Source organism: Mycobacterium adipatum (genome assembly GCF_001644575.1).
GTDB lineage: Bacteria > Actinomycetota > Actinomycetes > Mycobacteriales > Mycobacteriaceae > Mycobacterium > Mycobacterium adipatum.
The window spans coordinates 5,122,379-5,147,731 of record NZ_CP015596.1 but is presented as its reverse complement, the minus strand read 5'-3'; the positions used below and the strand labels follow the sequence as shown (position 1 = coordinate 5,147,731).

Annotated in this window: 21 protein-coding genes; 10 read left to right on the top strand and 11 right to left on the bottom strand. The window is 68.4% G+C overall.

The annotated features are described in order from the left end of the window. Positions 1 to 15 precede the first annotated feature (15 nt). Both A7U43_RS24475 and A7U43_RS24470 read right to left on the bottom strand, forming a co-directional pair. Positions 16 to 570, bottom strand: coding sequence for a hypothetical protein (locus tag A7U43_RS24475; protein ID WP_068000157.1), 555 nt, complete (start codon positions 568 to 570; stop codon positions 16 to 18). A gap of 1 nt (position 571) precedes the next feature. After that, on the bottom strand, positions 572 to 1,660 hold the full coding sequence (locus A7U43_RS24470) for a M23 family metallopeptidase (RefSeq protein ID WP_068000151.1): 1,089 nt from the start codon (positions 1,658 to 1,660) through the stop codon (positions 572 to 574). A 276-nt stretch (positions 1,661 to 1,936) separates the two neighbouring features. Here A7U43_RS24470 and sucC point away from each other — a divergent pair, with 276 nt between their 5' ends. Both sucC and sucD read left to right on the top strand, forming a co-directional pair. Then, positions 1,937 to 3,100 carry an ADP-forming succinate--CoA ligase subunit beta gene (gene sucC, locus A7U43_RS24465; RefSeq protein ID WP_068000149.1) on the top strand — a complete coding sequence of 388 codons (1,164 nt, stop codon included), beginning with the start codon at positions 1,937 to 1,939 and terminating at the stop codon, positions 3,098 to 3,100. 13 nt (positions 3,101 to 3,113) lie between these two features. After that, on the top strand, positions 3,114 to 4,016 hold the full coding sequence (sucD, locus tag A7U43_RS24460) for a succinate--CoA ligase subunit alpha (protein ID WP_068000147.1): 903 nt from the start codon (positions 3,114 to 3,116) through the stop codon (positions 4,014 to 4,016). 66 nt (positions 4,017 to 4,082) lie between these two features. On the opposite strand, the gene A7U43_RS24455 is transcribed toward sucD, so the two are convergent. Next, the gene (locus A7U43_RS24455) at positions 4,083 to 5,960 is read right to left on the bottom strand and encodes a S9 family peptidase (RefSeq protein ID WP_068000146.1); all 1,878 of its coding nucleotides are present in this window, start codon (positions 5,958 to 5,960) and stop codon (positions 4,083 to 4,085) included. A 166-nt stretch (positions 5,961 to 6,126) separates the two neighbouring features. Between A7U43_RS24455 and A7U43_RS24450 the strand changes: the two genes are divergently transcribed. Continuing rightward, the gene (locus A7U43_RS24450) at positions 6,127 to 7,659 is read left to right on the top strand and encodes an acetyl-CoA acetyltransferase (RefSeq protein ID WP_068000144.1); all 1,533 of its coding nucleotides are present in this window, start codon (positions 6,127 to 6,129) and stop codon (positions 7,657 to 7,659) included. Here the strand turns inward: A7U43_RS24450 and A7U43_RS24445 are convergent. Together A7U43_RS24445 and A7U43_RS24440 are read right to left on the bottom strand one after the other, a co-directional pair. Then, positions 7,656 to 8,513: a dioxygenase family protein gene (locus A7U43_RS24445; protein ID WP_068000142.1), complete on the bottom strand. Its 858-nt coding sequence runs from the start codon at positions 8,511 to 8,513 to the stop codon at positions 7,656 to 7,658. The two genes, A7U43_RS24450 and A7U43_RS24445, sit on opposite strands and share 4 nt — an antisense overlap. A 64-nt stretch (positions 8,514 to 8,577) precedes the next feature. Further along, a complete protein-coding gene (locus A7U43_RS24440) occupies positions 8,578 to 9,426 on the bottom strand; it encodes an LLM class F420-dependent oxidoreductase (protein ID WP_068000140.1) in 849 nt (282 codons plus the stop codon). A 115-nt stretch (positions 9,427 to 9,541) separates the two neighbouring features. Here A7U43_RS24440 and sfnG point away from each other — a divergent pair, with 115 nt between their 5' ends. The 5 genes from sfnG (at position 9,542) to purH (ending at position 15,247) form a co-directional block, all read left to right on the top strand. Further along, the gene (sfnG, locus tag A7U43_RS24435; RefSeq protein ID WP_068000138.1) at positions 9,542 to 10,672 is read left to right on the top strand and encodes a dimethylsulfone monooxygenase SfnG; all 1,131 of its coding nucleotides are present in this window, start codon (positions 9,542 to 9,544) and stop codon (positions 10,670 to 10,672) included. A 57-nt stretch (positions 10,673 to 10,729) separates the two neighbouring features. Continuing rightward, positions 10,730 to 11,596 (top strand): DUF5336 domain-containing protein, encoded by an 867-nt coding sequence (locus A7U43_RS24430; protein ID WP_068000136.1) that lies wholly within the window; start codon positions 10,730 to 10,732, stop codon positions 11,594 to 11,596. Between the two features lie 63 nt (positions 11,597 to 11,659). After that, on the top strand, positions 11,660 to 13,048 hold the full coding sequence (locus tag A7U43_RS24425; RefSeq protein WP_068003672.1) for a cell division protein PerM: 1,389 nt from the start codon (positions 11,660 to 11,662) through the stop codon (positions 13,046 to 13,048). Positions 13,049 to 13,058: 10 nt separating this feature from the next. After that, complete coding sequence (gene purN / locus A7U43_RS24420) at positions 13,059 to 13,691, top strand: phosphoribosylglycinamide formyltransferase (protein ID WP_068000134.1); 633 nt, start codon at positions 13,059 to 13,061, stop codon at positions 13,689 to 13,691. Next, positions 13,688 to 15,247 carry a bifunctional phosphoribosylaminoimidazolecarboxamide formyltransferase/IMP cyclohydrolase gene (purH, locus tag A7U43_RS24415; RefSeq protein WP_068000133.1) on the top strand — a complete coding sequence of 520 codons (1,560 nt, stop codon included), beginning with the start codon at positions 13,688 to 13,690 and terminating at the stop codon, positions 15,245 to 15,247. Before purN ends, purH begins: the two co-directional genes overlap by 4 nt. Positions 15,248 to 15,267: 20 nt before the next feature. On the opposite strand, the gene A7U43_RS24410 is transcribed toward purH, so the two are convergent. Beyond that, positions 15,268 to 16,140, bottom strand: a complete 873-nt coding sequence (locus A7U43_RS24410; protein ID WP_068000132.1) for an endonuclease domain-containing protein — start codon at positions 16,138 to 16,140, stop codon at positions 15,268 to 15,270. Positions 16,141 to 16,307: 167 nt separating this feature from the next. Further along, positions 16,308 to 17,318, bottom strand: a complete 1,011-nt coding sequence (locus A7U43_RS24405) for an alpha/beta hydrolase (protein ID WP_068000131.1) — start codon at positions 17,316 to 17,318, stop codon at positions 16,308 to 16,310. A 94-nt stretch (positions 17,319 to 17,412) separates the two neighbouring features. Between A7U43_RS24405 and A7U43_RS24400 the strand changes: the two genes are divergently transcribed. Both A7U43_RS24400 and A7U43_RS24395 read left to right on the top strand, forming a co-directional pair. Next, positions 17,413 to 18,804 carry a sigma 54-interacting transcriptional regulator gene (locus tag A7U43_RS24400; protein WP_068003670.1) on the top strand — a complete coding sequence of 464 codons (1,392 nt, stop codon included), beginning with the start codon at positions 17,413 to 17,415 and terminating at the stop codon, positions 18,802 to 18,804. Continuing rightward, the gene (locus A7U43_RS24395) at positions 18,779 to 20,788 is read left to right on the top strand and encodes a vWA domain-containing protein (protein WP_156526017.1); all 2,010 of its coding nucleotides are present in this window, start codon (positions 18,779 to 18,781) and stop codon (positions 20,786 to 20,788) included. The genes A7U43_RS24400 and A7U43_RS24395 overlap by 26 nt, the downstream gene beginning before the upstream one ends. Before the next feature lie 45 nt (positions 20,789 to 20,833). Here the strand turns inward: A7U43_RS24395 and A7U43_RS24390 are convergent, their stop codons facing one another. The 4 genes from A7U43_RS24390 to A7U43_RS24375 all read right to left on the bottom strand — a co-directional run bounded on the left by A7U43_RS24390 (position 20,834) and on the right by A7U43_RS24375 (position 25,352). Beyond that, positions 20,834 to 21,412: a DUF1707 SHOCT-like domain-containing protein gene (locus A7U43_RS24390; RefSeq protein ID WP_068000125.1), complete on the bottom strand. Its 579-nt coding sequence runs from the start codon at positions 21,410 to 21,412 to the stop codon at positions 20,834 to 20,836. A 72-nt stretch (positions 21,413 to 21,484) separates the two neighbouring features. Continuing rightward, entirely contained in the window at positions 21,485 to 22,240 is a 756-nt protein-coding gene (locus A7U43_RS24385) for an enoyl-CoA hydratase family protein (protein WP_068000121.1), read from the bottom strand. Next, a complete protein-coding gene (locus tag A7U43_RS24380; RefSeq protein WP_068000120.1) occupies positions 22,240 to 23,400 on the bottom strand; it encodes an acyl-CoA dehydrogenase family protein in 1,161 nt (386 codons plus the stop codon). Before A7U43_RS24380 ends, A7U43_RS24385 begins: the two co-directional genes overlap by 1 nt. Beyond that, complete coding sequence (locus tag A7U43_RS24375; protein ID WP_068000119.1) at positions 23,397 to 25,352, bottom strand: ATP-binding protein; 1,956 nt, start codon at positions 25,350 to 25,352, stop codon at positions 23,397 to 23,399. Before A7U43_RS24375 ends, A7U43_RS24380 begins: the two co-directional genes overlap by 4 nt. Between the last annotated feature and the right edge of the window lies 1 nt (position 25,353).

The window sequence follows — 25,353 nt, the reverse complement described above, 5'->3', positions numbered from 1 at the left end:
CGGCAGGGTCGGGGATCAGCTGCGCGCCCAGTCCCGGGTGCTCGGCAATGCGGCGAGCACGATCGCCGAGACCGGCAGCAGCGGCATGGCGTAGACCACTGGATGCAGTTTGGCGCCGGCCAGGAACAGGCTGCCGAAGATGAGCAGCCCGATGGCGGCACCGACCGCGATCAACAGCCGACCCATCCGGCGCCGTAACAGCAGCGCGATCAACCCGCCGATCCCTGCGGCGGCCGAGATGGCGGTGAGGAAGCCGATCGCGATGCAGAACAGTAGATCGGTGCTCCACCATCCGGCGATCAGGTCGGTGGCGATCACGGCGGTGGCCCAGCCGGACAGGATGCTCGCTGTGGCGGCCGCGATGGCGGTACCCGGACCCGGAGGTCGACGCGAGGGCACCGCGACCGGAACCGGACGCGGAATGTAGGCGGTCTGTCCGCGCACATAGGACGTCGGGTCCTCGGGAGTCGACGGCGGAACGACAACCGGGAACGAGCCGGTCGGGGTGCGGCGGATGATGCGGGGCTGACCGGGAGACGGCGGCCCTGCGAGGGGATCCGGGTTCGTCACCCTATCCAACGTAATTGCCGGGGCTGAGGCCCCGCTGTGCCAGCCACGGCACCGGATCGATCCGGTTGGAGCCGTTCACCAGCACCTCGAAGTGCAGGTGCGGCCCGGTCGAGTTACCGCGGTTGCCCATGGTGGCGATCTGGTCGCCGGCCATCACCCGCTGGCCCTTGCTGACCAGCCAGGTGTTGATGTGCCCGTACAGGGTCACGGTGCCGTCCGAGTGCCGCAGCTTCACCAGCGCGCCGTACCCGGCCGTCGGACCGACCTCGACGACGACGCCGTCGCTGGCGGCCAGAATGGGCGTGCCGATGGGGCCGGCGATATCGATGCCGCCGTGCAGCACGCCCCAGCGATAACCGAACCCGGACGTCCACACACCCTTGGTGGGCATCGCGAACAGCGGGCGCGCCAGCCGGGCCTCGCGCTCGGCGCGCTCTTGGGCGAACGCGGCGGCCTTGGTGATCTCCTCGGCGTGGATCGCCGACGAGGCGACCGGCTGGACGGCGACGATCTGCATGCCGTCGGGCGAGCCGCTGATGGCGGCGCCGTTGATGAGGGTGTTGTCGGCGGCCAGCACGGTGTCGGTCGATGTGGTGTCGTCGGCGGTGCTCAGCGAGTAGGCGCCGGACGCGGTCGCGCCGGCGGCCATCGCGGCGATCATCAGCCGGCTCTTGACCGCGCCGACGGTCTGCTTGCGATGCGCGCCGCCGCTGCGCTGCTGGGGGCCGCGCAGGTCGATCACGTCGGTGAGGGCGTTTCCGTCGCTCAGGTCGGTGTGAGAATCGCGATAGGCGTGCGAGGAGCCGGGCTCGTTGCCGGCGTCGCCGTGCGGCGAGGTCTGTGACCGGAACTCGCTCGGTACGACCAGCCGCAGCGGCACCAGGTCGTCGGTGTCGTGGAGGTCGTCGAGTTCGGGCGCGGCGATCACCCGCTGTTCCTTGTCGAACGCGGAACTATCGCGAAAGTCCAGGTCATGAAGGTCGCCGAACTCGTTGAACGGGATGATGTCGGTGACTTCGGCGCGGCTTTGGGTGGCGAGCCCTTTCGTCGCTACCCCCCGGAGGGTTCGGGACGAACTGTGCTCAGCCAACCTGGAATATCCTTCGTGCCGTGACCTGACCGTTATCAAGACCAAGAGGCACGTTAACGAAATCCCAATGTTGGTGGCAACTTAAGCGGCCATTCCCACACCGAATGTGACTTGTATCACCAACGGCACCCGGTGAGATGTACCACATGAGCGGTGGGCGATGACGGCGCCCGACACCGGGATGGATACAGTGCCAGCGAGCCTGTCGCGGCCTTCCGGCCGGTCCGGCGGCCCACCTTCAGAAGTCAGTTCGCACCGACGCGATTTAGGAAGCTCATGGATCTGTTCGAATACCAGGCGAAAGAGCTGTTCGCCAAGCACAACGTACCCACCACGCCCGGACGGGTCACCGACTCGGCCGAGGACGCCAAGGCGATCGCCGAGGAAATCGGCAAGCCGGTCATGGTGAAGGCTCAGGTCAAGGTCGGCGGCCGCGGCAAGGCGGGGGGCGTGAAGTACGCGGCCACCCCCGAGGACGCCTTCACCCACGCGCAGAACATCCTGGGTCTGGACATCAAGGGCCACGTCGTCAAGAAGCTGTTGGTGGCCGAGGCCAGCGACATCGCCGAGGAGTACTACATCTCCTTCCTGCTCGACCGCTCCAACCGCACCTACCTGGCCATGTGCTCGGTCGAGGGCGGCATGGAGATCGAGGAGGTCGCCGCGACCAAACCCGAGCGCCTCGCCAAGGTGCCCGTCGACGCCGTCAAGGGTGTCGATCTGGCCTTCGCGCGCGAGATCGCCGAGAAGGGCCACCTGCCGGCCGAGGTGCTCGACGCCGCCGCGGTGACCATCCAGAAGCTCTGGGAGGTCTTCGTCGGTGAGGACGCCACCCTGGTGGAGGTCAACCCGCTGGTGCGCACGCCCGACGATCAGATCCTGGCCCTGGACGGCAAGGTCACCCTGGACGCGAACGCCGACTTCCGCCAGCCCGGCCACGCCGAGTTCGAGGACCGCGACGCCACCGATCCCCTCGAGCTCAAGGCCAAGGAGAACGATCTCAACTACGTCAAGCTCGACGGCGAGGTGGGCATCATCGGCAACGGCGCCGGTCTGGTCATGTCGACCCTGGACGTGGTGGCCTACGCGGGCGAGAAGCACGGCGGTGTGAAGCCGGCCAACTTCCTCGATATCGGCGGCGGCGCCTCGGCCGAGGTGATGGCCAACGGGCTCGACGTCATCCTGGGCGACAGCCAGGTCAAGAGCGTGTTCGTCAACGTGTTCGGCGGGATCACCGCCTGTGACGCGGTGGCCAACGGCATCGTCAAGGCGCTGGAGATCCTCGGCGACGAGGCCAACAAGCCGCTCGTGGTGCGCCTGGACGGCAACAACGTGGAAGAGGGCCGGCGTATCCTGGCCGAGGCCAACCATCCCCTGGTCATCCAGGCCGAAACCATGGACTCCGGCGCCGATAAGGCCGCCGAGCTGGCGAACAAGTAAGGGCCGACGAACAATGTCTATTTTCCTCAACAAGGATTCCAAGGTCATCGTCCAGGGCATCACCGGTGGCGAGGGCACCAAGCACACCAAGTTGATGCTCAAGGCCGGCACCCAGATCGTGGGCGGCGTCAACGCCCGCAAGGCCGGCACGACCGTCAAGCACGAAGACAAGGACGGCAACGCCATCGAGCTGCCCGTCTTCGGCAGCGTCGCGGAGGCCATGAAGGAGACCGGCGCCGACGTGTCGATCGCCTTCGTGCCGCCGGCGTTCTCCAAGGACGCGATCATCGAGGCCATCGACGCCGAGATTCCGCTGCTGGTCGTCATCACCGAGGGAATCCCGGTGCAGGACAGCGCCTATGCGTGGGCCTACAACGTGGACAAGGGTGAGAAGACCCGGATCATCGGGCCCAACTGCCCCGGCATCATCACCCCCGGCGAGTCGCTGGTCGGCATCACGCCGAACAACATCACCGGCAAGGGCCCGATCGGGCTGGTCTCCAAGTCCGGCACCCTGACCTACCAGATGATGTACGAGCTGCGCGATCTCGGCTTCTCGACCGCCATCGGTATCGGCGGCGACCCGGTCATCGGCACCACCCACATCGACGCCATCGAGGCGTTCGAGAAGGACCCGGAGACCAAGCTCATCGTGATGATCGGCGAGATCGGTGGCGACGCCGAAGAGAAGGCCGCCGCCTACATCAAGGCCAACGTCACCAAGCCGGTCGTCGGCTACGTGGCGGGTTTCACCGCTCCCGAGGGCAAGACGATGGGCCACGCCGGCGCCATCGTGTCCGACGGTGCGGGCACCGCGGCCGGCAAGCAGGAGGCCCTGGAGGCCGCCGGCGTGAAGGTCGGTAAGACCCCGTCGGAGACCGCCGCCAAGGCGCGTGAGCTGCTCGCAGGTCTGTAACTGCACAAGAGGCACGCGAAAAGCCCCTGGGATCATTGCGATCCCAGGGGCTTTTCGTGCGCCAGCTCAAAGGTGCGCGGCCAGGAACCTCTCCACGGCGTGGTACAGGTCGATGTTGTTGTCCGGGTTGACGAATCCGTGCCCCTCGTCCTGTTTGACCATGTACTCGACCTCGACGCCCCGGGCGCGCAGCGCCGCGACCATGTTGTCGGACTCGGCCTGCACCACCCGAGAATCGTTGGCGCCCTGCACCACCAGCAGTGGGGTGCGGATCCGGTCCACCCGGGTGATCGGTGAGCGGGCCAGCATATCGGCCTCCTGCTGCGGATCCGACGGGTCCCCGACGTAGAGATTCCAGTTGTTGGCCAGGAATCTACGGCCCACATCGGGCAGCGTGCGCATGAAGTTGGGCAGGCTTGAGATCCCCACGTAGTCGATGGCCGCGGCGAAAACGTCCGGGGTGAATGTGACACCGACCAGCGTGGCGTAGCCGCCATAGGAGCCGCCGAAGATGGCCACCCGGTCCCGGTCGGCGAAGCCCTGCTTGACCGCCCAGTCAACCGCATCGATCAGATCGTCGTGCATCTTGCCGGCGAACTCGCCGATGGCGGCTTGGGTGAACGCTTTGCCGTATCCGGTCGATCCGCGGAAGTTGACCTGCAGCACCGCGTATCCGCGGTTGGCCAGCAGCTGCACGTCGGGCTGGTAGCCCCAGCAGTCCCGTGCCCACGGACCGCCGTGCACCAGCAGTACCAGCGGGAGGTTCTCCGGCGGCCTGCCCACCGGCAGCGTCAGATAGGCGTGCAGGTCCAGCCCATCGCGTGCGGTGACGGTGACCGGTGTCATCTCGGCCAGCGCCGCGGGATCCAGGTGTGGGTAGGGCCGGAACAACAGTCGGCTCTCGCCGGTGGCATGGTCGTAGAAATAGGTGGCGTGCGGGTCGCGGTCATGGGTGAAGCTGACCACCCAGCGCTGCCCGCTGTCGTCACAGGAGATGCCGGCCAGGTCGCCATCGGAGAGTGTGGCCAGCCTGCTCAGCACGTCGGCGAATTCGTCGTCGAGGGCGTGGATCACCTGTCGTTCACCGTAGTAGCGAGCACCGATCAGTTCCCCGGTGCGCTCACTGATGATGAACGGCGACGGCAGCATGATCTGCGCCCCGAGGTCGTAGTGGGGATGGCTGTCGATGACGGTTTCCTCGCCGGTGGCCACGTCGAGCCGGGCCAGCCGGAGCCGGTCGCTACCCCGATAGGAGCCCAGCCAGATGCCGGTTCCGTCTGGGGAGACCGCGATCGGGTGGATGCCCAGTGGATAGTCGCGACCCTCGTAGACCGTGATCGTCCGCAGTGACCGGGTGGCCGAATCCCATTGCGAGATCTCGACATCGCCTCCGGCGGTGAGTGTGTTGGTGAACAGCTCACCGCCCGGCCCGCTGATCCAGCCGACCACCGTGCCGGGATTCTCGGCGAGCAGGGTGAGCTCGCCGGTGGCGATGTCGAGTTCGAAGGCGTCCATGAGTTCGGCGTTGCGCGCATTGTGCTGGACGAGCGCCTTGCCCGGCTGGGCCTTGAGGAGTTCGTAGGAGGCGCGCACCCGGGGAAACGGCGTGAGGTCCACGGCGGTGCCGGCCGGGTCGTCGGGGTCCACCCGGTGCACATGCCAATGTTCGTCACCGCCATTGTCCTGCAGGTACAGCAGCCACCGCGAGTCGTGGGTCCAGCTGTAGATGTAGACACTGCGGGTCTCGTCGGCGGTGACACAGCGCGGCTCTCCGGTGCCCTCGACGTCCTGGACCCAGACGTTGAGGCGGTTGCGCCACGGGGCGAGGTAGGCGATGCGGGTGCCGTCGGGGGAGATCGTCGCCCCGGCCCGCTCGGGCGGGCTGAAGAAGTCTTCGACGGAGAGGGTCGGGGATCGCTTCCGGGTGTGCGTCGTGTCGGTCACGGGGTCCTTTCTCGGCGTTTTGTCACTTAGTGACAGTCCCACCGTGTCACTTAGTGACAGATGCGTCAAGTGTGACCGGGTCGACCGACCCGGTGAGCGCCCGGATTGGAACCTGTTCCAGGCTGTCCGTTAGCCTGACGAACTAACACGTGTCAGGAGGCCTGTAATGGTGGATCCGCGTACGCCGGTGATCGTCGGTGTCGGACAGTTCACCGAGCGCGTCGACGCGCCGGACTATCGGGGTATGTCCTCGGTGGAACTGGCCACCGAGGCCGTACTGGCCGCACTGGCCGACACCGGCGTGGACGCGGCCTCGGTCGCCGCGGCGATCGAGGTCTTCGTGGCGCTGCGGCAGTTCGAGATCTGCACACCCTTCTCCGAGGCGCCCCTGGGTTGCTCGGACAACTATCCGCGATCGGTCGCCGCGCGCATCGGTGCCGACCCGGCCCGCGCGGTGCTCGAACCGCTGGGCGGGCACGGATCGCAGAAGGTGGTGACCGAGTTCTCCGGCGCCATCGCGGCCGGCGACGCCGAGGTGGTGCTGGTGCTCGGCTCCGAGAACGGGTCGACGTTGCGCTATTTCGCCGGACGGGACGACAAACCCGACCACAGCGAACACGTCGGTGGGCAACTCGAGGACCGCGGGTACGGCTTCGACCAGTACATGAACGAGTACACCGCCAAGCACGGATTGACCGGTGCGCCGGTGCAATACGGCCTGCTGGACAACGCCCGGCGGGCCCGTCTCGGCGCGACGGTGGCCGACTACCGCCGAGACATGGCCGAGTTGTTCGCCCCGTTCTCCGAGGTCGCCGCCCGAAACCCGCTGTCCTCGTCGCCGGTGCCGCGCTCGGTCGAGGAGCTGATCACCGTCACCGCCGAGAACCGGATGATCTGTGATCCCTATCCGCGGCTGATGGTGGCGCGTGATCAGGTGAACCAGGGCGCCGCGGTGCTGATCATGTCGGTGGCCGCGGCCCGAAGGCTGTCGGTGCCCGAGGAGAAGTGGGTCTACCTGCACGGCCACGCCGACATGGTGGAGCAACAACTGCTCGACCGGGAAGACCTGAGCGCCAGTCTCTCCGCGGAAAAGGCTGTGGCGGAGGCGCTTCGGGTGGCCGGCATCGGGCTGGCCGAGGTGTCCACCTTCGACCTCTACAGCTGCTTCCCGTTCCCGGTGTTCTCCGTGTGTGACTCGAGCGCGCTGGCGACCGACGACCCGCGCGGGCTCACGCTGACCGGCGGGCTGCCCTACTTCGGCGGGCCCGGCAACAGCTACTCCCTGCACGGCATCGCCGAGACGGTGAACGAAATGCGTTCCCGGCCAGGATCGTTCGGTCTGGTGGGCGCCAACGGCGGGGTGATGAGCAAGTATTCGGTCGGGGTGTACTCGACGACGCCCGCCGCGTGGAAAGCCGACGACAGCGCGGCCTTACAGGCAGAGATCGCCGCGCTGCCCACCGTGCCGGTCACCCGCGACGCCGACGGCGCGGGCACCATCGAGACGTACTCGGTGCGCTACGACTGGCCCGAGACCACCGGCGTCGTCATCGGGCGCCTCGACGTCGACAACTCCCGGTTCATGGCGCTGAGCACCGACGAAGCGCTGCTGGCCCTGATGACCGAGGGTGATCCACTGGGCGCGCGCATCGAGGTGAAGTCCACCGAGGACGGCATCAACCTGGCCGGCTTGGCCTAACGGCCCGGTGGCGGACCACCCGGACCGCCCGACGGCGGCGGGTTGGTGTCGACGTTCTTCGACTTCTCGGCCACTCCGATGGTGATGGCCACATCGATCCCGGTCGCGGGTGTGCCGCCGGTCGATGCCATCTGGGCGGTCCAGCCGTCTCCGAAGACCATGTCGGAGTCCAGGCTGAGGGCGCCGAGATTTGGGATGCTCGCTGCGTAACCGTCGTCGAAGTTGTACACGGCCGACGAGGTCGCTTCCGGCAGGGCGATCTGGGATGTCAGCCGGGCCGCCGACCCGGCGACCGCCGATTCCAGGGAGTCGAAGACCTCGAAGTGGATATGCGGCCAGCGACCGGGGTAGGTGGCCGGGAAGATGGTGCGGAATGTGACCGCACCGGCGGCGTCGGCGACCTGCACACCGCGGAGATAGTTTTGTTCGGTCACACCCTCGCTGTAGAGCGAGTACCTGCCCTCGCGGTCGCAGTGCCAGATGTAGACGGCCATCGCGGCGCCGGGGTTACCGTTGTCGGCCAGGTTGCGCAGGTTCATCGTCAACGTCGCCGGCACGCCCTGTGCGACACCGGTATACGGACCGAAGCTGGATGTGATGTCGCTGCGCACCACACCGGACTCGATGAGCACGTTGGGACCGTTGGAACCGTCACCCGGGTAAGGCCCCATCGTTTCCTGCGGCGCCGCCGCGGCGGCCGATGTGTCAGTACGCGTGTCGCTCGGTGCGGTACCGGTCGTGCCGCAGGCGGCGATGGCCGCGCTCCCCGCGGCCGCGCCCAGTCCGAGCAGGATCCTGCGCCGCGACATCACCGAGATGTCATAGCCGAATCCGCGGTCGTGTTCTTCGATCATGTCCCCATTGTGTGCCGGCAAGTTCGTGCCACCGTGGGCGCCGGATGAGGACCAGCTATGAGTTTCAGACCAGCTGGGCGAGCTTGCCCGCCAGCCGCTCCACGTACGCGCCGACCTCGGCCTCGGGCTTGTCCGGGAGGCCGAAGAGCACCTCGGTGACGCCGAGATCGCGCCAGCGGGCCAGCTTTTCCGGATCCGGCTTGAAGTCCAGTGCCACGATCTGCGGAGCGCCGTCGCGGCCGGCCGCGGCCCAGGTGTCCTGCAGCAGCTTCACCGGCTCGTCGATGTCGAAATCGCGGGGCGTGGTGATCCAGCCGTCCGCGGATCTGGCGATCCACTTGAAGTTCTTCTCGGTGCCCGCGGCCCCGACCAGCACCGGGATGTGCGACTGCACCGGCTTCGGCCAGGCCCACGACGGCCCGAAGTTCACGAATTCGCCGTCGTAGGAGGCTTCTTCGTCGGTCCACAGCGCGCGCATGGCCTCCAGGTACTCGCGCAGCATGGTGCGCCGCCGCCCGGGCGGGACCTTGTGGTCGGCCAGTTCGTCGGTGTTCCAGCCGAATCCGACACCCAGGCTGACCCGGCCGCCGGAGAGGTGATCCAGTGTCGCGATCGATTTGGCCAGTGTGATCGGGTCGTGCTCGACGGGCAGCGCCACCGCGGTGGACAGCCGGACTCGGGAGGTCACCGCCGCGGCCGTGCCCAGCGACACCCACGGATCCAGGGTGCGCATGTAGCGATCGTCGGGCAGGGTCTCGTCACCCGTGGTCGGATGGGCGGCCTGCCGTTTGATTGGGATGTGGGTGTGCTCGGGCACGTAGAAGGTGGTGAAGCCGTGGTCATCGGCCAGCTTGGCCGCCGGTGCCGGAGCGATGCCGCGGTCACTGGTGAAAAGTACGAGCCCGTAGTCCATGCCCAGAATTAGAACGTGTTCTAGTCAACCAGCGCAAGGCCGGGTGGTCGAGGCGTTCGGTTCAGCCCGATCAATACCGGTGACACCGGGTGTGCGGGCTGATGCCATGGCAGCCATGACGACCGAACGCATCGCCGATGAGATCAAGTTCGCGTACTGGGTGCCCAATGTCAGCGGTGGCCTGGTGACCAGCGATATCGAACAGCGCACCGACTGGAACTACGAGTACAACAAGAAGCTGGCGCAGACCGCGGAGAACAACGGCTTCGAGTACGCGCTGTCCCAGGTGCGCTACGAAGCCAGTTACGGCGCGGAGTACCAGCACGAGTCCACCAGCTTCAGCCTGGCGCTGCTGCTGGCCACCGAGCGACTCAAGGTGATCGCCGCGGTGCATCCGGGCCTGTGGCAGCCCGCGGTATTGGCCAAGCTGGGCGCGACCGCCGATCACCTCTCCGGAGGCCGGTTCGCCGTGAACGTGGTGTCCGGCTGGTTCAAGGACGAGTTCACCCATCTGGGCGAGCCGTGGCTCGAACACGACGAACGCTACCGGCGCAGCGCGGAGTTCCTGCAGGTGCTGCGCAAGATCTGGACCGAGGACGACGTGGATTTCCGCGGCGACTTCTACCGGATCCACGACTTCACGCTGAAGCCCAAACCGCTGAACACCCCCGAGCGACCCAACCCCGAACTCTTCCAGGGCGGCAACTCCACCGCCGCGCGCCGCAACGGGGGCCTGCATGCCGATTGGTACTTCTCCAACGGCAAGGATTTCGCCGGCATCACCGAACAGGTGGTGGAGGTGCGCGAGCATGCGCGCTCCGTCGCGCGGGAGGTCAAGGTCGGCCTCAACGGGTTCATCATCGCCAGGGACTCCGAACGGGAAGCCAAGGACGTCCTGCGCGAGATCATCGCCAAGGCCAACAAGCCCGCCGTCGAGGGCTTCCGCGGGGCCGTGCAGCAGGCCGGTCGTTCCACTGCGGACAACAAGGGCATGTGGGCCGATTCGAGTTTCGAGGACCTCGTCCAGTACAACGACGGATTCCGCACCCAACTCATCGGTACCCCGGAGCAGATCGCCGAACGGATCGCGTCCTACCGCAAACGCGGTGTGGACCTCATCCTGGGCGGCTTCCTCCACTTCCAGGAGGAAATCGAGTACTTCGGCGAAAAAGTGTTGCCGCTGGTTCGTGAAATCGAGGCCGCCGATCAGACCGCCCCGGATGCCCCGGTGCTCGTATCGGTCTGAGCCGCCGCCCAGCGGGGTGCGCTAGCGTGGGTTCGAAATCGCTCACACAGGAGAGTCATGACTTACCCGCCCGGTAACCCCGGATATCCGCCTGTCCAGCAGGGCAACCAGTACGCGCCCACCCAGCAGTACGGCGAGCCCGCAGAGGTGGGACCCAGCAAGCTGCCTGGCTACCTGAGCGCTGCCGTCGCCGTGTTCGGCCTGGCGACCTACGCGTTCAATTTCGGCCCGTTGCTGACCATCAGCAACTCGGATTTCCCCCAGTTCGGCAGCGCCAGCGGCAGCACGCCCGGTCTCGGCCTGGCCGTCGCGGCCTCGGTGCTCGCCGCGCTGCTCGCCGGTGTGGGGCTGCTGCCCAAGCAAAAGGCCCGCACCGGGCTGGTGGCCGTGGCGGCCACGCTGTCGTTCCTGCTGGTGCTGGCCGAGGTCATCAACGCCCCGGCCGGGTTGTCCATCGGCTGGGGGCTCTACCTGGTCATCGCGGCGACGTTGTTGCAGACCGGCGCCGCCATCGCCGCCCTGCTGTTCGACGCGGGCGTGCTCACACCGCCGGTGCCCAAGCCGCGCTACGAGCAGCAGCCCTACGGCCAGTACGGCGCGCCGTACTACGGTCAGCCGGGTCAGCCGGGCCAGCAGTACGGCGCACCGGCCCAGCAACCGCAGCAGCAGCGGCCGGGTTATCCGTCGCAGTACGGCTACGAGGGCGCCCCGAACACCGGTGGTTTCCAGTCCGGCGCCCACAACGGGCCGCCGACGCCGCCCACCGGGTTCCCCGCCTTCGGTCAGCCGTCCAGGGCGGGCGACACGACGGGCTACGAGCAACAGGGCTCCTCGGCGCCGACCGCCGCGGTGCCGTCCCAGCCGTCCGCGACACCGCAAGGACACCCGGAGTCCTCACCGCAGTCCGGCACCCCCTCGTCGTAGTCTGGGCGTCGCGCACCCGGACCTCGGTTGCGCAGACCCGCGCGAGGAGCGACCCAGCCAGTGGTGGATAACCGGTCAGTCGGCACCCGACAGGCTCGCGACCTGCTCAGGGTCGCGTTCGGGCCATCGGTCGTCGCGCTCGGTGTGATCGCTGCGGTGACGCTGATCCAGCTGCTCATCGCCAACAGCGATATGACCGGCGCGTTCGGCGCCATCGCCAGCATGTGGCTCGGCGTGCACCAGGTGCCGGTGTCGATCGGCGGCCGCGAGCTCGGTGTGATGCCGTTGCTGCCGGTGTTGCTGATGGTGTGGGGCACCGCACGCACCACCGCCGCGGCCGCCGGCCGGTCGTCCTGGTTCGTCGTCCGCTGGGTGGTGGCCTCGGCACTCGGCGGGCCGCTGTTGATCGCGGCCTTCTCGCTGGCCGTCATTCACGACGCGGCCTCGGTGATCACCGAGCTGCAAACACCGGACGCCTCGCGGGCCTTCGCGGGTGTGCTGGCGGTGCACGCGATCGGTGCGCTGATCGGCGTGGCCATGACGGGCCGCCTGCTGACCCTGCCGCGGGTGCCGCGCTGGCTGCCCGAGGCGGTGCGCGGCGCCGCGGCCGGAGTGCTCGCGCTGCTCGGTCTCTCCGGTGTGGTGGCCGCCGGTTCGATCATCGTGCACTGGGGCACCATGCACGACCTGTTCGGCATCACCGATTCGGTGTTCGGTCAGTTCAGCCTGACCCTGCTGTCGATTCTCTACATCCCCAACGTGCTCGTCGGCACCGCGGCGGTCGCCGTCGGCTCCAGCGCCCATATCGGGCTGGCCAACTTCAGTTCGTTCACCGTGCTGGGCGGCGACATCCCGGCCGTGCCGGTGCTCGCCGCCGTCCCGACGCCACCGCTGGGACCGATCTGGGTGGCGCTGCTGATCGTGGCCGCTGTCTCGGCGGTGGCTCTTGGCCAGCAGTGCGCGCGCCGGGCCGCGCCCTGGCCGATCGCCGCCGCGAAGGTCGCGGTGGCCGCCCTGGTGGCCGCGCTGACCATGGCGCTGCTCGGCTACGCCGGGGGAGGGCGGCTCGGCAACTTCGGTGATGTCGGCGTCGACCAGGTGACCTTCGGGCCCGCGGTGTTCCTGTGGTTCCTGTCCATCGGTGGGCTGACCGTCGCGATGGCCGGCGGCGTGGTGCGTCGGCCCAAGAAGGTGAAACCAGTCGCGGCGCCCGCGCCGGAACCCGCCGCCGTGTTCGAGGATGCCGCCGTGGTCGACGATGAGGACGCGATCACCGATGTCGTCCTGCTGGACGCGCAACCCGAATTGCCGGAGCATGCCGAGTCCTTCGAACTCGGCGCGCCGCCGATCGAGCATCCCGACGATCCGCTGCTGGATCCCGAAGAGCACTTCATCGCCGACGGCGATCATCCGGACGTGACCGCTGAGAAGCCACCCGAACAGGGCGACTAGGCTGCTGCGGGTGCAGCAGCGACCACTCCGCATCCCGGCGACCGCGCCGGCCCGGCTGGTGGTCTTGGCGTCCGGCACCGGTTCGCTGCTGGCATCGATGGTGGAAGCCGCCACCGGGGACTATCCGGCCCGGGTGGTGGCCGTCGGCGCCGACCGGGTCTGCCCCGCGCTGGACGTGGCCGCCCGGGCCGCCATCCCGACCTTCCAGGTGTGCCTGCGCGACCATCGAGACCGCGCCGCCTGGGATGCTGCGCTCACCGAGGCGGTCGCCCAGCACGAGCCGGACCTGGTGGTCAGCGCGGGTTTCATGAAAATACTTGGCAACGAGTTTCTTTCGCGCTTCGAGGGCCGGGTCGTGAACACCCATCCGGCACTGTTGCCGGCCTTCCCTGGAGCGCACGCGGTATCCGATGCCATCGATTACGGCGTGCGGATCACCGGGTGCACCGTGCATCTGGTCGACAGCGGGGTGGACACCGGGCCGATTCTGGCGCAACAGGCCGTGGCGGTGCACGAGGATGACACGGCAGAGACTTTGCACGAACGCATCAAGGGCGTCGAACGACGTCTGCTGGTGGACGTGCTGGCCGCGCTGGCGACGCGCGGTGTGACCTGGACCGGACGAAAGGCGATTCTGGGATGAGCGACAAGCGGCCGATCCGGCGTGCGTTGATCAGCGTGTACGACAAGACCGGGCTGGTGGATCTGGCTCGCGGGCTGCATGAGGCGGGCGTGAGCATCGTCTCGACCGGATCCACCGCGAAAACCATTGCCGGCGCCGGTGTCCCGGTGACCCCGGTGGAAGATGTCACCGGCTTCCCGGAGGTGCTCGACGGGCGGGTGAAAACCCTGCACCCGAAGGTGCACGCCGGGGTGCTGGCGGACCTGCGCAAGCCCGAACACGAGGCGGCGCTGACCGAATTGGGGATCGCGCCTTTCGAACTCGTCGTGGTCAACCTGTACCCGTTCAGCGAGACGGTGGCCTCCGGCGCGGGCCCCGACGAGTGCGTCGAGCAGATCGACATCGGCGGACCGTCGATGGTGCGCGCTGCCGCCAAGAACCATCCCAGCGTTGCCGTGGTGGTCGACCCGCTCGGCTATGACGGCGTGCTGGCCGCGGTGCGCAACGGCGGGTTCTCCCTTGCCGAGCGGAAGAAGCTGGCGGCGTTGGCCTTCCAACACACCGCCGAATATGACGTCGCGGTGGCCGGCTGGATGGTCTCGGTACTGGCCCCGGAGCAGGATGCCGTGCTGCCGCGGTGGGTCGGCTCGACATCGCGGCGCACCGCCGTGCTGCGCTACGGCGAGAACCCGCACCAGTCGGCCGCGCTGTACCGCGATGACTCCGGCTGGCCGGGCCTGGCGCAGGCCGAGCAGTTGCACGGCAAGGAGATGTCCTACAACAACTACACCGACGCCGATGCGGCGTGGCGGGCAGCATTCGACCACGAGCAGACCTGCGTGGCGATCATCAAGCACGCCAACCCGTGCGGTATCGCAGTGTCCTCGGTCTCGGTGGCCGATGCGCATGCCAAGGCGCACGCCTGTGATCCGTTGTCGGCCTTCGGCGGTGTGATCGCCACCAACTCCACCGTCAGCGTCGACATGGCCGAGACGGTCGCCGATATCTTCACCGAGGTGATCATCGCGCCGGCGTACGAGCCGGGCGCGGTGGAGGCGTTGAGCAAGAAGAAGAACATCCGGATCCTGGTCGCCGCCCAGCCGCAGGAGGCCGGCGCGGAGTTCCGCCCGATCAGCGGCGGCCTGCTGGTGCAGCAGCGCGACGCTCTCGACGCCGATGGCGATGATCCGAACAACTGGACGCTGGCCACCGGCGAGGCCGCCGACCCGGCGACGCTGGCCGACCTGGTGTTCGCCTGGCGGGCCGGCCGCGCGGTGAAATCCAACGCCATCGTGATCGCCAAGGACGGCGCCACCGTCGGCGTCGGTATGGGACAGGTCAACCGGGTCGACGCCGCGCGGCTGGCGGTGGAGCGCGCCGGTGAGCGTACGCAGGGCGCGGTGGCGTCCTCCGACGCGTTCTTCCCGTTCCCCGACGGCCTGCAGACGTTGACCGCGGCCGGGGTGAAGGCGATCGTGCACCCGGGCGGATCGGTGCGCGACGACGAGGTGACCGCCGCCGCGGCCGCCGCCGGTATCACGCTCTACCTCACCGGCGCACGGCACTTCGCGCACTAGTACTTGACCCGAGTGGCCAGTTATTGCACGAGATCTCCCAAAATCCGTGTCACAACTGGCCACTCGGCGCCCGCGGCGCGTAGAGCTTGGCATGTTCGGGAGACCATCACCTGCGGGCGATTGCGCAAGATCTCGGCGCTCACGCGAATGATCCGCCACCCCAGCGCGGCCAGATCCGCCAACCGGTCGATGTCTTTCGCCCGTTGCACGGGATCGGTCCAATGCTGTTCGCCGTCATACTCCACGCCGACCTTGAATTCGTCGTAACCCATATCGAGGCGGTAGGGATGCACCCGGATCTGAGTGCGTGGCTTCGGTAAACCGGCCTTGATGAGCACCAGTCGAGTCCTGGTTTCCTGTGGGGATTCGGCGCCGCAGTCCATCAGCTCGAGTACCGTGCGAAGCTGGACGAGCCCGCGGACGCCGCGATGACGGGCGATCAACGGGTCGATGTCGCGGGCCGTCACCCCTGTCTGGTGCGCCAGCGCGTCAACCCGGATGACGGCGCGCGGGAGCCCCTTGCGACGGCCCAGATCGAAGGCCGTGCGTGCGGGTGTCGTCGAGGCGATGCCGGCGATGTCGCAGATCTCGTCGGTACAAAGTGTGTCCCGGTGAATCAAGATACCGGGTGCGTGTTTGCCGTTGACCAGGAACAACTCGGCCGGAGCGTCGGTGTCGATCCAACGGGTGCCGAACAATGCCGAAGCGGACAGGCCTCCTGCAACTGCCATGCGGTCCGACCAGAGCCAGGCCGCCTGGGCCCGGACCACCGGCGTCAGCTCGACGTCGGGGCGGAGATAGACGTTGCGGTGCAGACGCCGATGTCTTTCCAGGGATCGGCGGCTGACGGTGCCGGCGCACAGGGCCTCGGTGCCCACGAACGGGATGGTCATGCGTGGAGGGTCGCGCAGATGTACGACGGGTCAGCGCCAGCACGGCGGCACGGCCTTCATCCTGGGGACGGATCGGCCATTGTGGACAACCCCACCTGGCTCAGTGGCCAGTTATCACACGCGGATCGGCGAAAAGCGTGTGATAAGTGGCCACTCGGCGGACCGGGTCAGGCGGCCTCGTCGTGTGCCGCCGACGTCACGTGCTCGACGAACGAGGCGATCTCGGCTACCGCACGCCGGGCATCGGGGTTGACGTCGAAGCTCAGCTGGAACATGTGCATCGCCTTGTCCCACACCTGAACCCACACCGGGACGCCGGCGGCGGCGAGCTGGTCGGCCAGCACGAAGGTGTCGTTGCGCAGCATTTCGTTCGTGCCGACCTGCAACAGGAACGGGCCGAGTCCGGCCGAGTTGGACTCGGCGGGCATGGTCGGCACTTCACGCGTGCCGTTGACGGTGGCGAACACGTCGTAGATGAACTTCACCGTCATGAAGGGGAAGAGCACATCCTTGTGATCCCTCAAGGCCCGATACTTCAGGTCCATGTCGGCAGATGTCAGCGCCGACAACAACACCTGCCCGGCCGGCACCGTCAGGCCGGCGTCGCGTACCGCCAGCGCGGTGTCGGCGGCGATGAGTCCGCCCGCCGAGTCGCCGGCCAGCACGATGCGACCGGGCTCGAAGCCGAGCGCCAGCGCGTGCCGGTAGGCATCCAGTCCGTCCTCGACGGCCTCGTCGATGCTGGCCTGCGGTGCCAGCCGATAGCCGACATTGAGCACCTGCGCGGCGGTGGCCTCGGACAGTTTGGAGACGAACCGCCGATGCGAGTTCAGTCCGAGCGTCACCAACGCCGATCCGTGGAAATAGATGATGACGCGATCCGAACCCTGCGCGGCGGGCGCCACCACCCACTCGGCCGGGCAGTGCGGTAGCCGCTGCTCGGTGACGACGGTGCCGGGCAACGGCCGGATGAGGCGCAGCGGGCGGTCGATCAGGTCGAGGTGCGCGCGCTGCAGTCCGGCCGGCCAGATCCGGTTGATGAGCAACCCCAGTACGGTCAGCAGGCCGAGCACCGGACGCAGGGTGAGCGCGGTCAGCACACCCAGCGCGCGGGACTGCCACGACGCGGGTCCGAAGCTCACCGTGCTGGGCCGATCACGCCACTCATGCAAGTTCACGGTACCGATGGTACTGGTTAGTTTTCGCGCCGCGAAGCCCCCGATCGGTCAGGTGGGCAAGCCCACACTCGCAAGCAGTCGTAGCGTGGACATCGTGACGTCACCCAATGATCTGCCCCGCACCCTCGGCGAGCTGCGCGCCGCCGGCCACCAGGAGCGCGGCATCAAGGCCGAGATCCGGGAGAACCTGCTGGCCCGGCTGTCGAACGGCGAGGACGAGACCGCGATCTGGACCGGCCTGTTCGGCTTCGAGGACACCGTGCTGCCCCAGGTGGAGCGGGCGTTGATCGCCGGCCACGACTTCGTGCTGCTCGGCGAGCGCGGCCAGGGCAAGACGCGGTTGTTGCGCTCGCTGATCGGGCTGCTCGACGAGTGGACACCGGCGATCGAAGGCTCCGAACTGCGCGAGCACCCGTACTCCCCGATCACTCCCGAGTCGATCCGCCGGGTGGCCACCTCGGGCGAGGACCTGCCGATCAGCTGGATCCACCGCAGCGAGCGCTACACCGAGAAGCTGGCCACCCCGGACACCAGCGTCGCCGACCTGGTCGGCGACATCGACCCCATCAAGGTCGCCGAGGGCCGCAGCCTCGGAGACCCGGAGACCATCGCCTACGGCCTGATCCCGCGTTCGCACCGCGGCATCGTGGCCGTCAACGAGTTGCCGGACCTCGCCGAGCGCATCCAGGTGGCCATGCTCAACGTGATGGAGGAGCGTGACATCCAGGTGCGCGGGTACACGCTGCGGCTACCGCTCGACGTGCTCGTGGTGGCCAGCGCCAACCCCGAGGACTACACCAACCGCGGCCGCATCATCACCCCGCTCAAGGACCGCTTCGGCGCCGAGATCCGCACGCACTATCCGCTGGAACTCGACGCCGAAGTCGGTGTCATCGCCCAGGAAGCCCATCTGAGCGCCGAGGTGCCCGAGTACCTGCTGGCCGTCATCGCGCGGTTTGCCCGCGCCCTGAGGGAGTCCACGGCCGTCGACCAGCGCTCAGGGGTGTCGGCGCGGTTCGCCATCGCCGCGGCGGAGACCGTCGCCGCCTCGGCCCGGCACCGCGGGGCCATCCTCGGCGAGCAGGATCCGGTGGCCCGGGTGGTGGACCTCGGCACGGTGATCGACGTGCTGCGCGGCAAGCTGGAGTTCGAGTCCGGCGAGGAGGGCCGCGAGCAGGCCGTCATGGAGCACCTGCTGCGCCGCGCCACCGCCGAGACCGCCTCCCGCGCGCTCGGCGGTATCGACGTCGGCCCGTTGGTGGCCGCCGTGGAGGCCGGCTCGCCGGTCACCACGGGGGAGCGGGTATCGGCCAAGGACGTCCTGGCCGCCCTTCCGGAACTGCCGGTGCTCGACGAGATCGCCGAGCGCCTCGATGCGCACACCGAGGGACAGCGGGCGGGAGCGATCGAGCTGGCGCTGGAGGGCCTGTACCTGGCCAAGCGCATCGACAAGCAATCCGATGAGGGTGAAACCGTCTATGGCTAAACATCTCTCGCGGTACTCGCGATACACCGGCGGGCCGGACCCGTTGGCGCCCCCCGTCGATCTGCGCGAGGCGCTCGACGCGATCGGTGAGGACGTCATGTCCGGGGCCTCGCCGCGCCGCGCCCTGCAGGAGCTGATGCGCCGCGGCACCGAGAACATGCCGGGGGCCGACCGGCTGGCCGCCGAGGTGAACCGTCGGCGCCGGGAACTGTTGCAGCGCAACAATCTCGACGGCACCCTTGCCGAGGTCAAGAAGTTGCTCGACGAGGCCGTGCTGGCCGAGCGCAAGGAACTCGCACGGGCACTGGACGACGACGCGCGCTTCGGTGAGATGCAGATCGACGCACTGTCCCCGTCCCCGGCCAAGGCTGTGCAGGAACTCGCCGAATATGACTGGCGCTCAACGGAAGCCCGCCAGAAGTACGAACAGATCAAGGATCTGCTGGGCCGGGAGATGCTCGACCAACGCTTCGCCGGGATGAAGGAAGCGCTGCAGAACGCCACCGACGAGGACCGTCAAGCCATCAACAAGATGCTCGATGACCTCAACGATCTGCTGGAGAAGCACGCCGCCGGTACGGACACCGACGAGGATTTCGAGAAGTTCATGGCCGAGCACGGTCAGCACTTCCCGGAGAACCCGCGCAATGTCGACGAGTTGATGGACTCGCTGGCCAAGCGGGCCGCGGCCGCTCAGCGGTTCCGCAACAGCCTGTCGGAATCCCAACGGGCCGAACTGGATGCGTTGGCGCAGCAGGCCTTCGGGTCGCCGTCGCTGATGAACGCGCTGAATCGGCTCGATGCCAACCTGGAGGCCGCCCGGCCGGGCGAGGACTGGGGCGGCTCGGAGGAGTTCAGCGGCGACGACCCGATGGGGATGGGCCAGGGCACCCAGGCGCTGGCCGATATCAGCGAACTGGAGCAGCTGGCCGAACAGTTGTCGCAGAGCTACGCCGGCGCCACCATGGAGGACGTCGACCTGGACATGCTGGCCCGTCAGCTCGGCGACGAGGCCGCGATCAACGCGCGCACCCTTGCCGATCTGGAGCGCGCACTGACCGAACAGGGATTCCTGGACCGCGGGTCCGACGGCCAGTTCCGACTCTCCCCCAAGGCGATGCGCCAGCTCGGCCAGACCGCGTTACGGGATGTGGCCCAACAACTTTCCGGGCGGCACGGTGAGCGGGAGACCCGCCGGGCCGGTGCGGCGGGCGAGCTGACCGGGGCGACCCGGCCGTGGGCGTTCGGGGACACCGAACCGTGGAACGTCACCCGCACGATCACCAATGCCGTGCTCCGCACGGCGGCTACCAATGCGGTGCTGCGCCAAGCCGGAACCGGCACCGTCGACGGCCCGGTGCGGTTCGGCGTCGAGGACGTCGAGATCTCCGAGACCGAGACCCGCACCCAGTCGGCGGTCGCGCTGCTGGTCGACACCAGCTTCTCCATGGTGATGGAGAACCGGTGGCTGCCGATGAAGCGGACCGCGCTGGCGCTCAACCATCTGGTGAGCACCCGGTTCCGCTCCGACGACCTGGAGATCATCGCGTTCGGGCGGCACGCGCGGACCGTCAGCGCCGCCGAGCTGACCGCCATGGAGGGCGTCCGGGACCAGGGCACCAACCTGCACCACGCGCTGGCGCTGGCGGCCAGGCATCTGCGCAGGCATCCCAATGCGCAGCCGGTGGTGATGATCGTGACCGACGGTGAGCCGACCGCGCACCTGGAGGACTTCGGCGACGGCGCCGAGCCGTTCTTCTACTACCCGCCGCATCCGCGCACCATCGCGCTGACGGTGAAGGGGTTCGACGAGCTGGCCGCGATCGGTGCGCAGCTGACCATCTTCCGCTTGGGCAGCGACCCCGGACTGGCCCGGTTCATCGACCAGGTGGCGCGCCGGGTCGGGGGGCGGGTGGTGGTGCCGGATCTGGACGGGCTGGGCGCCGCGGTGGTCGGAGACTACCTGCGGGCCCGCCGCCGCTGACCGGGTTCGCCGCGACCCGCTGAGCAGATCCAGCAAAGGCCGCGGTCAGCTGTTCTTGCGCTTCTTGCGCTTGATCCCGACGCTGCCCCACAGCGAGAAACCGCGGATGGTGATGCATGGTGCGCCGGGCGTGCCCTGCTCGCCGACATGGTCGAACGAGCCCATCACGCCGTGCCCGCGGATGGCGACGTTCACCTCCGGTGGCAGCAGGATGGTCTGCCCACCGAAGATCGAGATCGAGTGGATGTCCACCTCGGGGGAGGTGAAATCGGCGTACCGCAGATCGATCACGCCACCGCCGAACAGCGCGAACGACGTGAGCCGTTTCGGGACGTTCCAGCGGCCGCGCCGCTCGAATCCGCTCAGGATGGCCAGCAGCAACGTCGAGGGAGCGGGTTTGCGGATGCCACCGCAGTTGGCCGTGGTGGCGAAGTCCGGCAGGTCGGCCGACAGCCGGGACAGCTCACCTTGGGTGGTGGCGGCGTAGGCCTTGGCCAACCGCTGCTCGTATTCGTCCATCGACAACCTGCCCTGCGACGCGGCATCGGTCAGCAACTGGGCTACCTGTATGCGCTCGGCGTCGCCGGCGCGGGTCGAGCCGTTCTGCCTGGACGAAGTGCTCATCGTTACTGAGCCTACGACTCATGCCGGTAAACGCAAGCTCGTCGACGAAACCGGCAAACCCAGAGCGTTCGCTCACGCCCAGTCGGGACTGCGTTTCTGCAGGAAGGCCAGCATGCCCTCGCGGGCCTGCTCGGAGGCGAACAGATCGGCGGACTGTGCGGTCAGCGCCTCGGCGCGGTCATCGAACCCGGCCAGGATGCCGGCCGTCGTCAGCGCCTTGGACACCGCCAGCCCCTGCGGGGAGGCCTTGGCGATATCGGCGGTCAGCCCGGCGACCGTCACGCCGACGTCGTCGGCGGCGATGGTGACCAGCCCGATGGCGGCCGCCTCCTGCGGGCCGAACTTCTCCCCGGTGAGGAAGTAGCGTCCGGCCGCGCGCGCGGTCAGCTTCGGCAGCAGTGTCAGCGAGATGATCGACGGGGCGACACCGATGCGTGCCTCGGTGAGCGCGAACGTGCTCTGCGGCCCGGCCACCGCGATATCGCAGGCGCCGACCAGCCCCATACCGCCCGCCCGCACGTGACCGTCGACGGCGGCGATCACCGGCACCGGCGCCTCCAGGATGGCGCGCAGCAGCCGGGTCATCTCGCGGGCACGGTCCAGAGCGATGTCCCCGGGTGTGCCCCCGGCCGCCTCGCTCAGGTCGGCCCCCGCACAGAACGTCCGGCCGGTATGGCCGAGCACCACCACCCGTGCCCCGGCCGCGACCGCGTCCTCGACACCGCGGTGCAGCTGCTCCACCAGCGCGGTGGACAGCGCGTTGTGGTTGTGCGGGGAGTCCAGCGTGAGCCGCGCCACCCGACCCTGCAGGTCGTATCCGACGAGCATCAGTAGGACCGGGGCAGGCCCAGCGAGGTCTGCGCGACGAAGTTCAGGATCATCTCCCGGCTCACCGGTGCGATGCGCGCCAACCGCGACGCCGTCAGCACCGAGGCGATGCCGTACTCCTTGGTGAGCCCGTTGCCGCCGAGGGACTGCACGGCCTGGTCCACCGCCCGCACCGAGGCCTCACCGGCGGCATACTTGGCCATGTTCGCCGACTCGGCAGCGCCGAAGTCGTCGCCGCTGTCATAGAGCGCCGCCGCCTTCTGCATCATCAGCTTCGCGAGTTCGATCTCGATGTGGTTCTGCGCCAAGGGGTGTGCGATGCCTTGGTGCGCCCCGATAGGCGTCTTCCACACCTGGCGGGTCTTGACGTAATCGGTGGCCTTGCCGATCGCGAACCGGCCCATGCCCACCGCACTGGCCGCCCCCATGATGCGTTCGGGGTTCAGCCCGGCGAACAGCTGCGCGATCGCCGCGTCCTCCGACCCGACCAACGCGTCGGCGGGCAGGCGCACGTCGTCGAGGAAGACCTGGAACTGGTACTCCGGGCTCAGGATCTCCATCTCGATCTTGGTCCAGCTCAGACCCGGGGTGTCGGTCGGCACCACGAACAGCGCCGGCTTGAGGTTGCCGGTCTTGTGGTCCTCGGTGCGCCCGACGACCAAGATCGCCTGGGCCTGGTCGACGCCGGAGATGTACACCTTCTGGCCCGACAGGATCCAGTCGCTGCCGTCCCGGCGCGCGGTGGTGGTGATGCGGTGCGAGTTGGAGCCGGCATCGGGCTCGGTGATCGCGAAGGCCATCGTGATCGAGCCGTCGGCGATCCCCGGGATCCAGCGCTTCTTCTGCTCGTCGGTGCCGAACTTGGAGATGATGGTGCCGTTGATGGCGGGGGAGACCACCATCATCAGCAACGGGCACCCGCCCGCCGACATCTCCTCCATCACCATGGACAGCTCGTACATGCCGGCACCACCGCCGCCGTACTGCTCGGGAAGGTTGACCCCGATGAAGCCGAGCTTTCCCGCCTCCGACCACAGTTCGTCGGTGTGTGCGCCGGCGCGTGCCTTCTCCAGGTAGTAGTCCTGGCCGTAGTTGGCGGCCATCGCGGCGACGGCCTTGCGCAGCGCCTGCTGCTCTTCGGTTTCGATGAAGCCGGTCATTGTTGATCTCCTTCTATTCGGGCCAGGACGGTGCCGACCTCGACCTGTTGGCCGGCCTGCACATTGAGTTCGGCGAGCACACCGTCGCCGGGGGCGGCGATCGTATGCTCCATCTTCATCGCTTCCAGCCAGATCAGCGGCTGGCCCGCGGTGACGGCGTCACCCTCGGCAGCGCCCACCCGGACCACCGAGCCCGGCATGGGTGCCAGCAGTGATCCGTGCGCCACCGCGGAGTCCGGGTCCGGGAAACGCGGCAGACTGCTCAGCCGGGCCGGCCCGATCGGCGAGTCCACGAAGACGTCGGTTCCGTAGCGGGCCACCGCGAATGCCAGCTCGGCACCGTCGACCGACAGCATCACCCGGGTGGGGCTGCTGGCCAGCACGGCGACACCCTCGAAGTCGGGCAATTCGATCCCGCCCCGGCCGACGCGGTACCGGATGAGCTGCTCGTCGCCGGCGGCGTCGGCGAACACCCGAGTCTGGTACCCGGAGGCGAGGTTGCGCCATCCGCTCGGTGCCGGGCCGAAAGCCCTTGCCGTGCTGCGGTTGTGCGCGGCGTCGGCCAGGGCGGCGGCCAACGCCGACAGGGCTGCGGTGCCCGCAGGTGCGGCGGCCAGGTCGGCCAGCCCGTGGGTGTCGAAGAAGGCGGTGTCGGTGTCACCGGCCAGGAAGGCCTGGTGCCGCAACACGTTGACCAGCAGATGACGGTTGGTGCCGACCCCGTGGATGCGGGCGCGGGCCAGTGCGTCCGCCAGGATCGCCGCGGCCCGCCGCCGGGTCGGCGCGAACGAGATCACCTTGGCCAGCATCGGGTCGTAGAAGACCGACACTGCGGAACCGTCCACGATGCCGGAGTCGAGGCGGACCCCGGTCTGCCCGAGCGTGCCGAACTCGGTGCGTGCGCCGGGAATCTCGAAGTGGTGCACGGTACCGGCCTGCGGCTGCCAGTCCTTCGCCGGGTCCTCGGCGTAGAGCCGCGCCTCGATCGAATACCCCTGCGCGGCAGGTGGTTGCGCGGGCAACGCCATCCCGTCGGCCACCTCGATCTGCAATTCGACGAGGTCCAGGCCGGTGGTCTCCTCGGTGACCGGGTGTTCGACCTGCAGCCGGGTGTTCATCTCCAGGAAGAAGAACTCGCCGGCCGAATCGGCCATGAACTCGACGGTGCCCGCACCGGTGTAGCCGATGGCGCCGGCGGCCAGCCGCGCGGCCTCCATAAGCCGGTCGCGCATCCCCGGTGTGCGCTCCACCAGGGGCGACGGCGCCTCCTCGATGACCTTCTGATGCCGGCGCTGAATGGAGCATTCGCGCTCGCCGATCGCCCACACGGTGCCGTGCCGGTCGGCCATCACCTGCACCTCGATGTGGTGGCCGGCGGCCAGGTAGCGTTCGCAGAACACCGTCGGATCACCGAACGCGGACTGGCTTTCCCGTTGCGCGGCCTCGACCTCGGCGGGCAGCGCGGCCAGGTCGCGCACCACGCGCATCCCCCGGCCGCCGCCACCGGCGGACGCCTTGATCAGCACCGGGAGATCGGCGGCGGTCACCGTGTCGGGGTCGAGTTCGGCCAGTACCGGGACGCCGGCGGCGGCCATCAACTTCTTGGCCTCGATCTTGGAGCCCATGGACTGCACCGCGGCCACCGGCGGGCCGATCCAGACCAGCCCGGCCCGCTGCACGGCGTCGGCGAAAGCCGCGTTCTCGGAGAGGAATCCGTAGCCGGGATGGATGGCGTCCGCGCCGGCCGTGGCCGCCGCGGCGATCAACTGGTCGGCATCCAGATAGCCGTTGCGGCCCTGCAGCCGCACCCGGGCATCGGCCTCGGCGACATGCGGCGACGCGGCATCGGGGTCGGTGTACACCGCCACGGTGCCGATGCCCAGGCGTCGGCAGGTGGTGAACACCCGGCGGGCGATCTCGCCTCGGTTGGCGACCAGGACTCTGGTGATCATC

Coding starts and splice junctions, on each gene's coding strand:
- sucC (WP_068000149.1), top strand. CDS start 1,937: ATGGATCTGTTCGAATACCAGGCGAAAGAGCTGTTCGCCAAGCACAAC.
- sucD (WP_068000147.1), top strand. CDS start 3,114: ATGTCTATTTTCCTCAACAAGGATTCCAAGGTCATCGTCCAGGGCATC.
- A7U43_RS24450 (WP_068000144.1), top strand. CDS start 6,127: ATGGTGGATCCGCGTACGCCGGTGATCGTCGGTGTCGGACAGTTCACC.
- A7U43_RS24445 (WP_068000142.1), bottom strand. CDS start 8,513: ATGATCGAAGAACACGACCGCGGATTCGGCTATGACATCTCGGTGATG.
- A7U43_RS24440 (WP_068000140.1), bottom strand. CDS start 9,426: ATGGACTACGGGCTCGTACTTTTCACCAGTGACCGCGGCATCGCTCCG.
- sfnG (WP_068000138.1), top strand. CDS start 9,542: ATGACGACCGAACGCATCGCCGATGAGATCAAGTTCGCGTACTGGGTG.
- A7U43_RS24430 (WP_068000136.1), top strand. CDS start 10,730: ATGACTTACCCGCCCGGTAACCCCGGATATCCGCCTGTCCAGCAGGGC.
- purH (WP_068000133.1), top strand. CDS start 13,688: ATGAGCGACAAGCGGCCGATCCGGCGTGCGTTGATCAGCGTGTACGAC.
- A7U43_RS24410 (WP_068000132.1), bottom strand. CDS start 16,140: ATGACCATCCCGTTCGTGGGCACCGAGGCCCTGTGCGCCGGCACCGTC.
- A7U43_RS24395 (WP_156526017.1), top strand. CDS start 18,779: ATGAGGGTGAAACCGTCTATGGCTAAACATCTCTCGCGGTACTCGCGA.
- A7U43_RS24390 (WP_068000125.1), bottom strand. CDS start 21,412: ATGAGCACTTCGTCCAGGCAGAACGGCTCGACCCGCGCCGGCGACGCC.
- A7U43_RS24385 (WP_068000121.1), bottom strand. CDS start 22,240: ATGCTCGTCGGATACGACCTGCAGGGTCGGGTGGCGCGGCTCACGCTG.
- A7U43_RS24380 (WP_068000120.1), bottom strand. CDS start 23,400: ATGACCGGCTTCATCGAAACCGAAGAGCAGCAGGCGCTGCGCAAGGCC.
- A7U43_RS24375 (WP_068000119.1), bottom strand. CDS start 25,352: ATGATCACCAGAGTCCTGGTCGCCAACCGAGGCGAGATCGCCCGCCGG.